18 protein-coding genes are annotated in these 13,708 nt (G+C 57.7%); 2 read left to right on the top strand and 16 right to left on the bottom strand.

Features of this window, described 5'->3' with window-relative positions; translation table 11 throughout:
• Positions 1–7 precede the first annotated feature (7 nt).
• Genes EPIR_RS02955 through EPIR_RS02925 form a run of 7 tightly spaced genes read right to left on the bottom strand, consistent with a single transcriptional unit; the run spans position 8 to position 4,308 of the window.
• On the bottom strand, positions 8–1,525 hold the full coding sequence (locus tag EPIR_RS02955; RefSeq protein WP_023653815.1) for a TIGR03752 family integrating conjugative element protein: 1,518 nt from the start codon (positions 1,523–1,525) through the stop codon (positions 8–10).
• Positions 1,525–2,388, bottom strand: coding sequence for a TIGR03749 family integrating conjugative element protein (locus tag EPIR_RS02950; RefSeq protein ID WP_023653814.1), 864 nt, complete (start codon positions 2,386–2,388; stop codon positions 1,525–1,527). The genes EPIR_RS02955 and EPIR_RS02950 overlap by 1 nt, the downstream gene beginning before the upstream one ends.
• Positions 2,385–3,044 (bottom strand): PFL_4703 family integrating conjugative element protein, encoded by a 660-nt coding sequence (locus EPIR_RS02945; RefSeq protein ID WP_023653813.1) that lies wholly within the window; start codon positions 3,042–3,044, stop codon positions 2,385–2,387. The genes EPIR_RS02950 and EPIR_RS02945 overlap by 4 nt, the downstream gene beginning before the upstream one ends.
• Positions 3,041–3,415, bottom strand: coding sequence for a TIGR03750 family conjugal transfer protein (locus tag EPIR_RS02940; protein WP_014542425.1), 375 nt, complete (start codon positions 3,413–3,415; stop codon positions 3,041–3,043). Before EPIR_RS02940 ends, EPIR_RS02945 begins: the two co-directional genes overlap by 4 nt.
• A 9-nt stretch (positions 3,416–3,424) precedes the next feature.
• Entirely contained in the window at positions 3,425–3,784 is a 360-nt protein-coding gene (locus EPIR_RS02935) for a TIGR03745 family integrating conjugative element membrane protein (protein ID WP_012669266.1), read from the bottom strand.
• Positions 3,785–3,796: 12 nt separating this feature from the next.
• Positions 3,797–4,042 carry a TIGR03758 family integrating conjugative element protein gene (locus tag EPIR_RS02930; protein ID WP_004168502.1) on the bottom strand — a complete coding sequence of 82 codons (246 nt, stop codon included), beginning with the start codon at positions 4,040–4,042 and terminating at the stop codon, positions 3,797–3,799.
• Positions 4,033–4,308, bottom strand: a complete 276-nt coding sequence (locus EPIR_RS02925) for an integrative conjugative element protein, RAQPRD family (RefSeq protein WP_476729620.1) — start codon at positions 4,306–4,308, stop codon at positions 4,033–4,035. Before EPIR_RS02925 ends, EPIR_RS02930 begins: the two co-directional genes overlap by 10 nt.
• 256 nt (positions 4,309–4,564) lie before the next feature.
• On the opposite strand from EPIR_RS02925, the gene EPIR_RS02920 reads away from it, so the two are divergent.
• Entirely contained in the window at positions 4,565–5,398 is an 834-nt protein-coding gene (locus EPIR_RS02920; protein WP_023653811.1) for an RNase A-like domain-containing protein, read from the top strand.
• A 2-nt stretch (positions 5,399–5,400) separates the two neighbouring features.
• Entirely contained in the window at positions 5,401–5,715 is a 315-nt protein-coding gene (locus tag EPIR_RS02915) for a contact-dependent growth inhibition system immunity protein (protein ID WP_023653810.1), read from the top strand.
• Between the two features lie 138 nt (positions 5,716–5,853).
• Here EPIR_RS02915 and EPIR_RS02910 read toward each other — a convergent pair whose 3' ends face one another.
• From EPIR_RS02910 to EPIR_RS02870, 9 genes are all read right to left on the bottom strand, one after another.
• On the bottom strand, positions 5,854–6,840 hold the full coding sequence (locus EPIR_RS02910) for a DUF4365 domain-containing protein (protein ID WP_048696754.1): 987 nt from the start codon (positions 6,838–6,840) through the stop codon (positions 5,854–5,856).
• Between the two features lie 247 nt (positions 6,841–7,087).
• Positions 7,088–7,849, bottom strand: a complete 762-nt coding sequence (locus EPIR_RS02905; RefSeq protein WP_023653808.1) for a TIGR03747 family integrating conjugative element membrane protein — start codon at positions 7,847–7,849, stop codon at positions 7,088–7,090.
• Positions 7,836–9,947 carry a type IV conjugative transfer system coupling protein TraD gene (gene traD / locus EPIR_RS02900; RefSeq protein WP_023653807.1) on the bottom strand — a complete coding sequence of 704 codons (2,112 nt, stop codon included), beginning with the start codon at positions 9,945–9,947 and terminating at the stop codon, positions 7,836–7,838. Before traD ends, EPIR_RS02905 begins: the two co-directional genes overlap by 14 nt.
• Entirely contained in the window at positions 9,944–10,306 is a 363-nt protein-coding gene (locus tag EPIR_RS02895; protein WP_023653806.1) for a hypothetical protein, read from the bottom strand. Before EPIR_RS02895 ends, traD begins: the two co-directional genes overlap by 4 nt.
• A 59-nt stretch (positions 10,307–10,365) precedes the next feature.
• On the bottom strand, positions 10,366–10,938 hold the full coding sequence (locus EPIR_RS02890) for a restriction endonuclease (protein ID WP_023653805.1): 573 nt from the start codon (positions 10,936–10,938) through the stop codon (positions 10,366–10,368).
• Entirely contained in the window at positions 10,938–11,474 is a 537-nt protein-coding gene (locus tag EPIR_RS02885; protein WP_023653804.1) for an integrating conjugative element protein, read from the bottom strand. The genes EPIR_RS02890 and EPIR_RS02885 overlap by 1 nt, the downstream gene beginning before the upstream one ends.
• Positions 11,471–12,100, bottom strand: coding sequence for a transglycosylase SLT domain-containing protein (locus tag EPIR_RS02880; RefSeq protein ID WP_023653803.1), 630 nt, complete (start codon positions 12,098–12,100; stop codon positions 11,471–11,473). The genes EPIR_RS02885 and EPIR_RS02880 overlap by 4 nt, the downstream gene beginning before the upstream one ends.
• Positions 12,079–12,792, bottom strand: a complete 714-nt coding sequence (locus tag EPIR_RS02875; RefSeq protein WP_048696826.1) for a TIGR03759 family integrating conjugative element protein — start codon at positions 12,790–12,792, stop codon at positions 12,079–12,081. Before EPIR_RS02875 ends, EPIR_RS02880 begins: the two co-directional genes overlap by 22 nt.
• A gap of 17 nt (positions 12,793–12,809) precedes the next feature.
• Positions 12,810–13,625, bottom strand: a complete 816-nt coding sequence (locus EPIR_RS02870) for a hypothetical protein (protein WP_023653801.1) — start codon at positions 13,623–13,625, stop codon at positions 12,810–12,812.
• Between the last annotated feature and the right edge of the window lie 83 nt (positions 13,626–13,708).

The raw sequence follows: 13,708 nt of genomic DNA, 5'->3' as shown, positions 1-13,708 counted from the left end.
ATCCCCATCAGTCCATGCCCGTGCCGCTGCCGGCCAGGCTGAAGTCATATTTCACCTTGCGGCCCTTCTCTTCATAATCGATCGCCAGCTGGCGCGTGATATGCAGCGCCACCTTCTGGCCGGGTGGCACGTAGATGGCGTCGAAAGTCTGGCCGTAGCGCGCCTTAACCCAGTCAACGGTTTCATGCATGCCGCCGGAAAACGCCTTACCCAATACGGCCTGGCCTGCATCGCCGGTCAGGCTGGAGGTGACGCCGCCGTAGCCGTTGGTCTGGGTGGTATTCTGGTTCTGTGCCAGCGCGTCACCGGCCGCGCCGGCGGCGGCAAGCGCCGCGATGGTCGGCAGATAGGTGGAGGCGTTGCTTTTACGCGTGCCGGAAATGCAGGGGATACCGTTGTCGTCCGACAGCCAGCCGATGCTGCTGTTATTACCGTCGCCACCCTGGCCGTTCTGGTTAGCGCCGCTGCCGTTCTGCCCGTTCGGTGACGGCACGGTGCGCACGGTGCCGTCAGTAAAGACAAAGGTGATACTGGTAATCGCACCGCGTACGCAGGACAGCGTCCAGTCGCCGGTCGCCGTCCCCGATACGATGGCCCCCTGCACGTCGGGCAGCTCGATACCGTTAGCCGTCAGGTTGTCTTTGCCGACCATCACCTTGAAGGGGTAAGGGTCGGTCACCTTACCGTCAACCGGCACGCGCCCCAGCAGCGCCGTCATGGCCTGACTGCCAACCAGCGTGGCGTTCTCCGGCAGGGTATAGACGGGGTCAGTCGCCTTTTCGGCTTCAGACAGCGTTTTCTGCACGGCCGAGGTCGCCGCATTAACCGTCTTGTCGGCATCACTGACATCGTCAAAGGTGCTGGCAAAAGCAAAGCCGGTGGCGTTATTGCCGTTGCTGCCCGACACCGGACGGCCGCTGGCGTCGGTCGGGATACCGTCTTTCGGCTCGACCCACTGCATGCCGTCTGCCGGTGGCGTACTGGCGTTCACGCCAGAGCCGTTGTCATAACCCATACCGACCGGGATATCACTGCCGGAAATGCTGTTTTTACCGACCATTGCTGCGCCGGAAGCGCCGTTTCGAAGCTGTTCCATCAGCCTGTCGACCTGGGTGCTCAGATCGGTAACCTGGGCACCGAGCTGTGAGCGCTTTAGCGCCTCTTCGGCACGGGCATTGTCCACCACCTGGCTTATCTGCCGATCCACGTTGCCGTTGGTTTTTTTCAGCGCCTTGTTCTCATCGCTGAGCTTTTTATTGTCATCCGCAATCCCGTCGAGACGCTCCTGTACCTTGCGAAAATTGCCCACGATGGTGCGCAGCGTGTCCTGAGGCGTATCTCCCTCAATGCCCAGCGCTTTCAGGTCTTCCGGCGTCAGATCCTTTAGCGCCACGTTGCTGGTTTTCTGCCCGCCGGCTGTTTGGCTGCTGCTTTCGGCACAGGATTTGACGCCGAGCACGATAGCGCCGGTCAGCACCAGCGGAACGGCTACTTTCACCAACAGATTCGAAGATGGCGCTTTCATTATTTCGCTCTCCTGCTGCTTTTAACCGCCGGTTCGGCAATAAACGCGCTTTCCGCACGGCCCGCCGTCACCAGATACAGCACCGTGGTGTCCTCCGGCGTGCCAGAGCTGCCCAGCCAGCGGTGCTGAAAGGTGGCGGTGACAAACTGCCCTTCCAGCACGCGCGGGTCGAGAATAACCTTGTCAGCGGAGCGGTTACGCACCTGTAGCGCGATAACGCTGCTGCCCTGCAGGCTCCAGGCCGCCATCGGCGTCACGCTCACCGCTTCGGACGGCATCAGCGTGGTGATGGCAGGCGGCAGCTTCAGGGAGACGGGGCTGATACCCGGCACCGCCTCCACCGTGCGCAGCGGGCCGTACATGTTCTGCGCCGCATAACGGGTCAGCACCACGGGGAGCGGGGCGTTAAGCTTTGCCGGCTTACGGCTGGCCTGCGCATCATCCGAAGGTAGCTGGCGTGTGCTGCCGTCGCCGCTGACCGTCTGTTTATCACTGGCGCTAGCGTTGGCCACCTCACCGTCATAGACGATCTTTACCGGCTCGCGCGTGGCCTTGCCGGGTTCGGCGCTGACGTCGAGCAGAATGATTTCACCGTTTTCCTTGTTCTGTAGCTCAAGGCGCGTCACCGCGAACGCCTCGCTGGCGGCGAGATAGACCACGCCACCGCTGCTTTGAATACGCAGCTTATTATTCAGGACGGACGGGAAGCCCACGCGCACATTTTTGTTCACAAAGACGATGCGCTCCTGACCGACCGTTAACGGGATCTGTAGTGGGATACGTTCCCACTTCATCAGCTCTACCGCCCGTGCTGCACCTGACGTCAGCAGCAGGGCCAGCAGTATCAGTGTGATTTTGTTCAATTGAATGCTCCCGACTTTTTCTCCGCTTCCGGCAGCGGCATCGCCTCCAGCCGTTGCGGCGTGGCAGCATAGCAGTCCAGCGCCAGGCCGAAAGGATTACGCTCCGGATCGCCCTCCCAGCGCACCACCTTCAGCGGATAGCGCACCAGCGCCCGCTTAACCGGTTCGGTGTGGTAATACTCGTCGGCCGCCAGATCCAGCCGGACGATCCAGTTATCCTGGCCGATAATGGTGACGCTGCGGCTGCTGTAGCCGCGCCGTGGGATTTCATACACCACGCGCACGCGGTCGCGCAGCTCGTCGCTGTTCTTACGCATCTCCGCGTCTTTGTTGAGAAAGTCCTGGCAGGACGGCGTCAGGTAGGCGCTCATCTGCGCAATCTTCGCCGGGTAGTCCATCTCGCCATTTTTCGGCCACGCGTTGAGCTGCTGGAAGATATAAAAGGCGAAGCTGTACACCGTTGACGGCGGCACCTCCCACCACTTACGGATACTGCCGGATCGCAGATCGGGCGGGTTATGGATGGTCAGCTCAGACGGCGCGCGCATCCAGCCAAGAGTGGTGAATAACAGGCCGCTAAACAGCAGCACGCAGGCGATGCGCAGCGAGAAAATATGGTTGTCGCGCGCGGTCATCCCGTTGCGAAAACGACTCATACCTGACCTCCACGCTTCACCGGCGCGGCGCGTTTCATCTCCCACACGCGGCTGTCGAGGATCATCGAGCGCGACAGCCGGGCGCGGCAGCGCAGCTCCTCCATGCGCTGCCAGATATAGTTCTCCGGCTTACCGCGCTTATAGCCGGCAATCCAGCCGCCGCCGAGAAACACCACAACCAGCGGCGTCAGCAGCATGCAGGTGGGGAATGCCAGCCAGCCGATAAACGGCACCAGCGACAGCGGCACGGCCAGCGGAATGCCGGCCAGAATGCCGGTAACGGCCGCCAGCAAAAACTCACCGGAGGTGAACCCTTTCCACACCACAGGGGGGTTGTTCAGTCTGTCAGGAAGAAAGTCGATGACGGCCATGAAAACTCCTTAAATGATGTCGGCAGCCTTGGTGGCCAGATAGATAACCAGCAGGATGAGGCCGATACCGACCACCAGATAGAGCAGAAACTCGGTCCAGGAGCCCTTGCCGCGACGGATATCATGGAAGGAGGTGATCACCGCGTGAGCCACGGCGAGAAAAGCGGCCACGCAGACCAGCAGGCCGAGCGCCAGACCGCCCATTTTGATGTAGCCCATCACGGTGTTATAGGTGCCGCCACCGCCGCCGGTGGTCGGCTGTTCAACAGAGGGCAGATCTGCCATGACCTGCCCGCCCCAGAGCAGCCCCGGCAGCAGTAGAAGCCTGGCGCGCAACAGCGCCGCACGGTATAGCGTAACGAATTTCATAACGGTGTCCTTTCAGTGGAAGAAGAGAAACAGGGTCAGGAGGATAAGCACCACCAGACGTATCAGCAGCTCGTTGAACTGGCGGAACGTCACGGCTTTGCTGGCCAGCCCGCGATAGGCCTGCACCATCGCCCAGGCGGCAAACAGCAACAGGACAATGGCCAGAGAGCCCAGAATCAGCGTATTGAGCTGTGCGGGCGTCAGGCTGCTGCCGGTGCCGGCACTCCAGCCGGAGAGCTGGGCTGCGTTCATCGCCATGACGGCTCCTCGCCACGGTACTGGCCGCTCACCGCAGCAGAGTGGGATGAGGGCTGGGCGCGTGACGGTTCGAGGTAAGTGGAAATGCCCTGCCTGATGGTGGTGATATCGCGTGTCGCCTGCTGATAGTCGAAATAAAAGCGGGCATCCTGATTCTGGTTGGCCACCACGCGGGCGCGGTCAAGGCTGGCCTGCACCTGGTCGAGCTGACGCATCACCAGCGCCAGCTCGTCTTTCTCAGAGGCCTGACACGGCATCGCAGACATTGCTGATATCATCAGCAGCAAAAGAAGGGGTTTGGTGTATCGCACAGGCGGCTCTCCCGGGTAACTGATGGTCGGGAGAGTGACGCAAAGCCGCAGGGCTTACAGCTGTAAATTGTTTATGGGTCTGCAAAAATAAAAGCGGATAGTTGCTGAGTCAGGGCGGTTTTCCGATCAACGACAAGGATGCGGTATTGCGTCAGGTTACGTCATTGCTGTTACTATGCGGATAAATGCAACAACAAGGGAGTTCACTTAAATGGATAATGAATATGGAATAAAACTCGCCTTATCCCCGGTGCAAATGGCGGCGGTACTGTCAGACAAGAGCATCAGTGAGGGCGAAACGCTGAGTAACCGGCTGTTCGGCGGGCTGGGGCTGGCGGGCGGAGTAACGGAAATGTTCGGTGCCGGGGTAATGTGTGTCGTCCCTGAACCGACCATGCTGACAAAAGTAGGTTGTGTGTTTGTCGGTACCCACGGTCTTGATACCATTCAGGCCTCCGTCCGGCAAATTTGGAGCGGACGTCAGACTAATACCGATACCTATAACTCTGCCGTCGCCCTGGCAGAATCGTTGGGTGCCGATAAAAGCACCGCGATGAATGTCGGCATGACCGTGGATTTGGCTATCCCGATGGGTTTTGCTTCTGCGGTGGGCGCGGTACGCGTTGCAGCGATTCGCAGTGGACGAATTAGCCTGGCGAAGCATGAATCCCTTTCAGGACGAACGCCGGGGGGGCACACGCTGGAGAGACATATTGGCAAAACCCCGGATGACCTCAAAGCGAGACTGGCAAGTAACTCTAACATGAGAGCAGCGAGTAGCTTCAGAACAACCCGTGAAGCTGAACAATTAATCTCTAAGGTTCTCCGTGATAACAAGAACCAGATTGAGATGTGGGTGAAGCACGCCCATCCGGGAGTGCCAGCCAGAATGCGCCTGAATCGTGCTTTTGCACACCAGACCGGCATTATAATTAAGAGGGGTTCGCAGGAAGTGAAAACCTGCTACGGCGTTCGGGTTATTCTCGACTTCAAACAGTGGAATGGTAAACCCTACTTTATCCTCACCGCATTTCCGGATATCTGAATATGGAAAAGATTAACATCAGTGAACTGGATGATCTCGTCAAAATTTATTTTGGGCAGGATCATGATCTCATCGTAAATGGCATTGAAATTGAGCCAAAAATCGAGGCCTATATAGCAGCCTCGCATAAAGGTCAGAAACATGCCCTGATAGCCGATATTGAACTTTTCCTGGAAGAATGTGACGACCTCGAAAAAGACTTTGACGCACGTTATGAGTATGACTTTGGGCCTGAACTATGGGGAACGACCGCCGGTGCCTTTTTATCGCTGGTCAGAGAAAAAGTGAGTAAGGCGTTGCAGGATGAAGATCACTGAGCCCCCCTGATGCCATGGCATCAGGGGGGCTACAGTTCCAGCCTTGGAGTGGTAAGCCTTACTTTGTTCTGACGGCCTTTCCTGAGATATGACATTGGACAAAATAGGGTAATCGTCTGAGCAGATAATCAAGAATTTTCAGTTGGCGCTCAAATTCTGAAAGTCTCTTATTCGGGAAAAACGCCGTGTATAAGACTCCGGAATCATTCCGAAGAAACCTTCCTGAGCTACACGAAGACCAAATCCGTCAGGCAATGTTCCAGCAGCAACCAGTTCAGTTTCTCTCTTGTGAATCAGTGACACTAGCTTCCTGCCGCGAGCCGTAAGAGGTGCGACGAAATGCGGTTGCATCTGTCGATCCACCCAGTCGATGAGACAGTCAGAATAATCAATTTGAGCTAAATCCTGTGCCAACAAGAATTTTACGAAATCGAAAACAAAATGGTGCTCAGTGTCCCCCATGCCCATGCCGAAGGAAACATCAGCAGCATGGAGGTTATATTCAACAGCATCGCAAACCAAATCCATTCCATAATAAATGCTTCGGCAAATGTTCGTAAGACCGTGCGTGAACAGATCAAAATGGCTGAGTGGAAAAGTTTTCTCTTTTGAACGTGTAACCAAAAGCTTTTCAAGTACGTTGTCGATATTTTCTATAAAAGGCTGACTCTGTACGCCTGCGGTAGTGAATAATTCGGCTGCATCGGTGTTGCCTAGCATGTTTTGCGCAGAGACTTCGACAAAGGCTTCTTCTGTTCTACTTGGCGAACGCAATGCTTGTCGAATATCGGCCCAATACGAAACATTAGAACACGGATGGTGCAAAACAAGGAGAACAGGAAGGGGAAATGATTCCCAGTAACTACGATGCTTAGCTTCAGGATAGAACTTCCAACCATGCTCTGACGGCCTAGTAAAATATGAAAGACCAGATTTGACCTGAACAGCCATCATCCTTCCCGTGGCACCCCCTTCTGGGTTGACAAATTCAAGGGTCCCGTCTATTCCCACATCTCCAGTAGCCGTCTCGCGCCAAATTTGTTGTCGTTGAGCGGCATAATTCTGCACATATGCAATTCCCAGACGTTCCTGAGCATAAGTTGCACCAACTTTCGGAAGTCCCATAATTATTCTCTACAATTTTAATTTATTTAAAATATCGCAGATATTATCCTTTGTAACCATAGATCTGCAGCTAAGCTGCCAATCGTCATGAATATGAGCGAAGGATCATTCGAAACAAAATTTTACTGTTCATGCGGAGTAATGGGGTATGTATGCGCCGTTGATATCATATAATGCCCCTATAACAGTGGGGAATAAAATAAATGGAAAAAAACCATCCGCTGTACCGCACCACTAGTACGAATTGCTAAAGATATTTCTTAAACGATGCCGTCACCACCGCCAATACCCCGCCAACCAACAGCGCCGAAGGCAGCAGCAGCAGGTTTGGCCACACCGCAGTTGGCCACGCCAGATAGAACATGCAGGGACCGTACAGCGCCGGTTTGATAAAGCGTTTGGCATGATGGTAAACAAAACTCGACTCATACCCTGCCCCGTAACGGCGCAGATCGCGCCGCACCAGCCCCTCCACTACACCGGTTATCACAACCAGCAGGAAAAGCGGTAGGCTCAGAAACAGGATCATCACCCGGATAAAGAAAATCAGCATAACCCACACGGTTGCCTGCAGATATTCACCCAGCCAGCTCACCAGGGAGGCACCTAACCCGTTCAGCGCCGGAATAGCGCCGCTGCCTTTCTCACTTAGCTGCCTGAACGACCGCAGCCAGTGGCTGAACCCGCTATCGATAAACAACCACTGCCAGGCAACATGCAGCCAGCGACTGACCGTCTCCACCGGGGCGGCCATCAGCAGACTGCGGGTATAGCCCTCAGACAGCCAGTGACTTTCCGCCACCATCACCCGGTAGCTGTGTGCAGCGCCCTCTTCCGGCCACAGCAGGGCAATACAGGCGTATTCGATCAGTAAACTGACCAGCAGAGAACCCAGCAAAATACCCATCAGGCTTAACGGCAGATCCCATAACAGCAGGCCAAACGGCCCGGACTGGCGCTGTCGTGGAGCTGCACTGTGGCGATCGTTATCCCCCTCATGCTGTGACATTCCGCCCTCCCGCTAAGCTCGCTTCGCCGCCGCTCCACCAGGTTTCGCCAGTGCGGTAGTTCTGCTCCATATCATCCGCGAGCTGCTTCAGGCTGGCAGGCATATACCGATCGTTATTGTCTGCCGGCAGCGGCATACGAATTTTCCACAGCCGGCCCCCCTCCAGTAGCGCAAACGCCTGCCCTTTCGGCAGATTAATAATGTCGGCCGGACTTATCATCGGCACTTTCACCAGGCTCACCTGATCCTGCACATTACTGTTAAAGTCGGTTCCCTCACCGGGACGCGACACGTCGGTGACGCCGGACGTCAGGGTTTTCTGATACACGTCCACCTCGGGCAGCTGGTCGGTCAGCAGCATCGCGGTGTTCTTCTCGCGCACGCGCAGCATCACCAGGGTGTTGAAGTTACCCACCACCTGATTTGCTTTGGCCGTGCTGCCAATACGCGCCTCGATGTCGGAGAGCGTCTGGGTGTAGGCCGTGACCTGAAAACCGGCACCGCCGCCTTTGTTAATAAGCGGGATAAACTCATCCCCCATCAGCTCGTTAAACTCGTCGCAGTGCAGGTTGATGGCCACCTTGCCAGATTTGCCTTCATCCTCATCGCCAAGGCCGAATTTATAGATATGACCACCTTCAGAGACCAGATCGGCAAACATGCTGTTACCGACCGCCGCCGCCACTACCGGGTCAGACAGCGCATCCAGGCCGACATATACCACGCCGCGTGACTTGATGATGTTGTGCCAGTCCAGTATCGGGCGCGGGTCGTTCAGATCGGTATAATCGGGTGCCAGCAGCGCTGCGGTTTTGCCCGTGGTCAGTTTTTCCAGCAGCGGCAGCAATGAGGCAACGATTTTATCGAAGTAGGTACGGTCGTACTGCACGGCGCTGCGCAGCCCGTCCAGCACCGGGTCCCACAGTTTTTTGCCCTCCGGGCTGCCCAGCACCTGCTCGATGGCCCAGATGTTCAGGCCGTTCGGACGCCCCTGCATATGGCGCGGCAGGTCTTTTTCACTGATGCCGCTCTGCATCAGTGCCTGTACCGTCATCATCAGCTGCGGCGCTTTCTCACTCAGCATGTTCTCAACGTAGGTTTCATACAGCTCACCGATATTGGTCACATAGCGCAGAATAAGGCCGTAGTCCGGTCGCTGCCCCAGCGCGACCAGCGCCCGGGTAATGATATTGACAAAGCGCCAGGCAAACTCGCGGAAGGCGGCAGAGTTCCCCTCACCGGAGAGCTGTCCGGCCACGCGCGAGGCGACCTCAGAGATACGGCTGAAGCGCCCGACGGCATTGTAGCGGGCGCTGATGTCCGGCCAGCCAAGGTGAAATACCCAGAAATTATCCTGCCTTCCGGCGCGATGTGACTCGGCATACATCCGGCGCAGCAGATCCGCATCGCCTTTGGGGTCGAAAACAATCACCACCTCATGATCACCGGCCGCACTCTTCCTGCGGATATCCTGAGTAATCAGCAGCTCGGCCAGGCGCGTTTTACCGACTCGGGTGGTGCCGATCACCAGCATATGCCCCACTCGCTCACCCAGATCGTAGCTGACGGTGGTTTCATCCGGTTCTACGCCATGATAAACCGGACTGCCTCCCACCGGCGGCAGCGGGCGGAACGGATTGACCGGCGAATCGGTGCGCGTCAGCCGGCACAGCCAGGGCAGGCTGTACTCCATTCTTTTTTCCATATCTCGCGCCAGGCGATACAGCACCGAAGGCTGCACGTAGATCTCACTTTCGGGGCGTCTGGCTTCCAGCAGGCGCTGAGTGTGGCGCGGTGACCACTGGAATCCTTTACCGATAAAAAGATGACGTCTGCTGACCGGTATCTGTTCGCTGGTCAGCACATAACGCGGCAGTCGGCGAATATTACGGCGATAGCGGATAATCTTCAGCCCCTGCGAGGTGCGTCTGAGCGCCAGCACACCAAAACCGGCAGCGGTCACCCAGCTGACCGACGGTGCCAGCGCAACCGCCCAGGGAGCCGTCAGGCAGATACAGGTGGCGCTGCCCGCCACGGTCGCGGAATACAGCTCAACGGCCGGGCGCAGCAAGGATTCCATAACGTAGCGATGGCTCATCTGCCGCTCCCGCTTACGCCACAGGCGTCATCTTGCCACGGCCAGCCGGTCAGTCGGCGCAGTATGGAGACCAGTTCAAACATCAATCCCGTCATAAACAGCCAGGGCCACATATGCGGTATCAGGTGCGCCAGCCTGACAACTCCGGCCATCGCCGCAGGCTCCGTAAATGACGGGCTGATAAAGACGGCGACGGGTATCGCCGTCAGTAATACCAGCAAAATGCAGCAGATAATCAGCAGCGGCCGGAAGATGATTGCCCTGAAGGCGAAATTCAGTAGCTCAGCGATAACGGCGAATATAAAACTCTTACGAAACGTAATCGTCCGGTCATAGATGGATTTACTGGACAGACGCATGATGACTCCTTAGTACATTGACGGGATAAGACTGAAGCGGCATCTGTTGATGCGCCAGGCTATTTACGGGAATGCTGCCAGCGGGCGTCACCCGCCAGCAGCATCAGCAGGTTCTGACCGCTGATAAGGGTGATAGCCGGGTAGTGGCTGAATGCTTCACGGCTGACAGCGCCGGTCCGGCCGGTATGAATAAACAACCCGCGACAGCCTTCACGCCGCACGAGCAGGCCAAAGTCACTGACGTGCGCCGCGCTGATGGTTGCGGCGTAGCGTTTGGCCTGAATCAGCCAGCGCTGCCCGTCAATCCAGACCTGGCCATCGACACCGCCGTCGCCGCTGTAACTGGCGTTGCGCTTGATCCGGTGCCCCTGGGCGGACAGCGCGCTTAACAGCATTTCTTCAAACACGTAGGGATTCATTTTCCTCAGCCAGACGATGCGCGCCGCATCGTCACGCAGCTGCGGCAGACGTTGCAATGCCCGGGCGGCCTGTATCTGATAGCGGCGATGCCTGCGATGCCGCGCCGTGAATAGACCAAATGACTGAAGCGCCAGCAGCAGCACAAGTATCGCGAGCACCGCAGCCTGGAACGGATGCGCCCACAGCATCTGTGCAATAAGATCAGCAGGCATCACTGCTGCATTCCCGAAGCGGTAATAAGTACAGGGTAATGCGCCAACTGTAGACGACGAGCCAGATCGCCCCCGCGCACGGGGACCAGGCTGAGACCCGGTGCAAGCTGGCGCAACGTGTTCAGGCTGGCCTCATTGCTCACGTTAACCACCATCCCGGTGGCACCGCTTTGCCGCAGACTGGCAGCGCGGGCTTCCAGCCACTGACGCGAGGCGGGGTCGTCGCCGACGACAAATACCGGCGGCATGCCCGGCAGATTTAACGGTCTGGCTGTAACCTGTCCGGGCGTCATCTCCGGCGTGCTGACCGGCAGCATGTCAGCGATGGATAAAGACTCAGGGGGTTGCTGCGGTAATGGGCGATCCGTCGGTACGGCTCCGGAACCCGCATTAATCGCTTCGAACAGCGGCGCTGTTGACTCACCGCCGAGGTCACCGACCACGGTCAGGGACAGAGCGCTACCGGTACTACAGATGCCAGCCAGCAGTACCGCGCAGAGCAGTACCTTCCGGGGGCGGCGTTTAGTGGTTTTCATTGTGGTTCAATCCAGGTGAGTGAGGAGCTGGCCAGCGCAACCGGCTGGTCGTTGAAAACGGCTGAATTCGCTTGTGCTATCTGGCTGAGCTTGCGACGCACCACGGCCATATAGTTTGCGGCGGGCTGACCGCCTGCCGGGTGGTGATAGCAGCCCGCAGCCCGGACCCAGCTGCCCGGACGGGCGTCATAGCAGGCTCGGAGAATTTGTGCAGCCGCACGCAGATTGAACCAGGGATCAAAAGCATCACGAAATGACGGGAAGAGATGGCCGTTCCAGCCAAGATTGACCTGCGCCACGCCGACATCAATGCGTTTTAGCGGCCAGCGTTGCACAAACCCCAGCAGTGCGGCCAGGGCCTCCTCGCGAGTGTCGTAGTGATAGCCCTTGCCCGCCACGTTTATCGTCCAGGGCCACGGCTTCGATCCCCAGGCGGTTTTGCGCGTGCTTTCCGCCATCGCCAGCGCATAGAGCGACTCGGCGGGCACACGTTCTGCGGCGGCGATCTGGCGGTAGACATCCGGGACAACCTGCGCACCGCCGCCAGCGGCAGGCACCGCGCTGCAGGTGGTGCTGGTAAGCCATAACCCGGCGGCGATCGTCATCAGAATGCGGCGAGCTGCCATCCGTTTTCCCCCTGCTGCAGGATCACCGGCATCTGACCCTGCCCGTAGCGCAGCCACAGGCCGCGATCGTGGTTGAGGGTTATCTGTCGACTACGAACTTTCTCTACCGGAATATTGTGGCGCACCGCCCATGCCCGCACGCCCTCATCACTGCTACCGCCGACAAGATAGATATCGACCGGACGATTGTCGGCGAGTACTGCTGCAAGGCGCGCATCACAGCGTGAGCACGCTTCTTTGACAAACAGCGCCAGACGCCCCCGGGTGTCGTGCGCAATCCCCGCTGCATTGCTGCCCATATTGACCGCCAGCGTTTCCGGATAGAGACGCAGCCAGGCTGCATTAACTTCCCGCTGAAACGCCAGCTCCTTTTCACTGCGCTGATATTCGTGTTTAACCCAGAGCTCCGCCAGGCGACGGCGATCTGCGCTGCTGTCTGACTCCACGCCGAGCGACGTGAGCGGATCGAGGCCAGGCGACATAATGCCGCGCGCACCCTTCATCAGCGCCTGATAGCGACTCCATTCGTTGTCTGACAGCCCCCACTGCTGTGCCTGCTGCTGTGAATTCTGCTGAACGCTGGCAGACTCCTGCAGCGGCGAGATACTACTTTGGCTGGCAGGGGGCTGTACCGTTGCAGCCTTCGCCCACAGCGGCAGAAGAACCAGACCTGCCAGCAGCGTTTTTTTCATCATCAATTTGTCTCCTCTTACTGAACCTGTAGCCGTTGCTCGCTGCCGTTCACCTCGAACAGCGCCGTACCGCCACTTTCAATCGCACGCAACGTCCAGCCCTGCATACCATCGCCTGGGGAAAGCAGGCGCATCGCCGATATCTGCGTCATTCCGCGTGGGATCACCACCGCGAAGGTCTGACCGCCGCGACGCTCAATGCCGGTCAGCACAAAGGGGGCGGCCAGCCTCACCACGCGTCTGGCTGACCGGTTAATCTTTTTTGCCGACACCGCCGCTTTCAATGCCGGTGCCGGTTTAGCCTTTTCTGATTCAGTGGGCTTCTGCGTCAGCTGGCGGCTAACTTCATCGAATCTCCTTGCGGACTGCTTCAGGTCATTTTCAAGCCCGTTGACCCGTTGCAGCAGTTGCGCCATCTCCTCGCGGCTGTCATCGGCAGATGTACGCATTTGAGAGAGCCGATCGCCTACGGATGCCAGCGCCGCAGCGTTCGACTGCACCGCCTCAGGCAGTGGTGCCAGTCCGTTAGCCTGTGTTTCCAGCGTTTTAAGGCGTGCTTCCAAGGCGGTGACATTAGTGGTGAGCTGACCAATCTGACCGCTGCGAAAGGCAGCATCGAGGGTGTTGACGCGAATGGTCAGGTCAGACAGCTGACTGACCAGTACGCCTGTCGTGATGAGAGACCCGGTCAGCGCCACAACCAGCAGGGCAACCGCACCGTTACGGGTAATGCGTCTGATATTTAAGGGGGCGCGGCGAAAAGCGTTGGGCGAGGCCTCCTTTGGAGGCAACTCCCCGCCAACCTCGTCTTGTGTGGCATCACTGAGTGACATCTCTGGCTTCCTTATGGCTAGTGCAGAATGGCCATAAGGTGCAAAAAGCGTGGTGAAATGGCGATGATTAACTCATCAGCCAT

The organism is Erwinia piriflorinigrans CFBP 5888 (genome assembly GCF_001050515.1).
GTDB lineage: Bacteria > Pseudomonadota > Gammaproteobacteria > Enterobacterales > Enterobacteriaceae > Erwinia > Erwinia piriflorinigrans.
The sequence above is the reverse complement of the archived record's forward strand: the minus strand, read 5'-3'. Positions and strand labels throughout refer to the sequence as shown.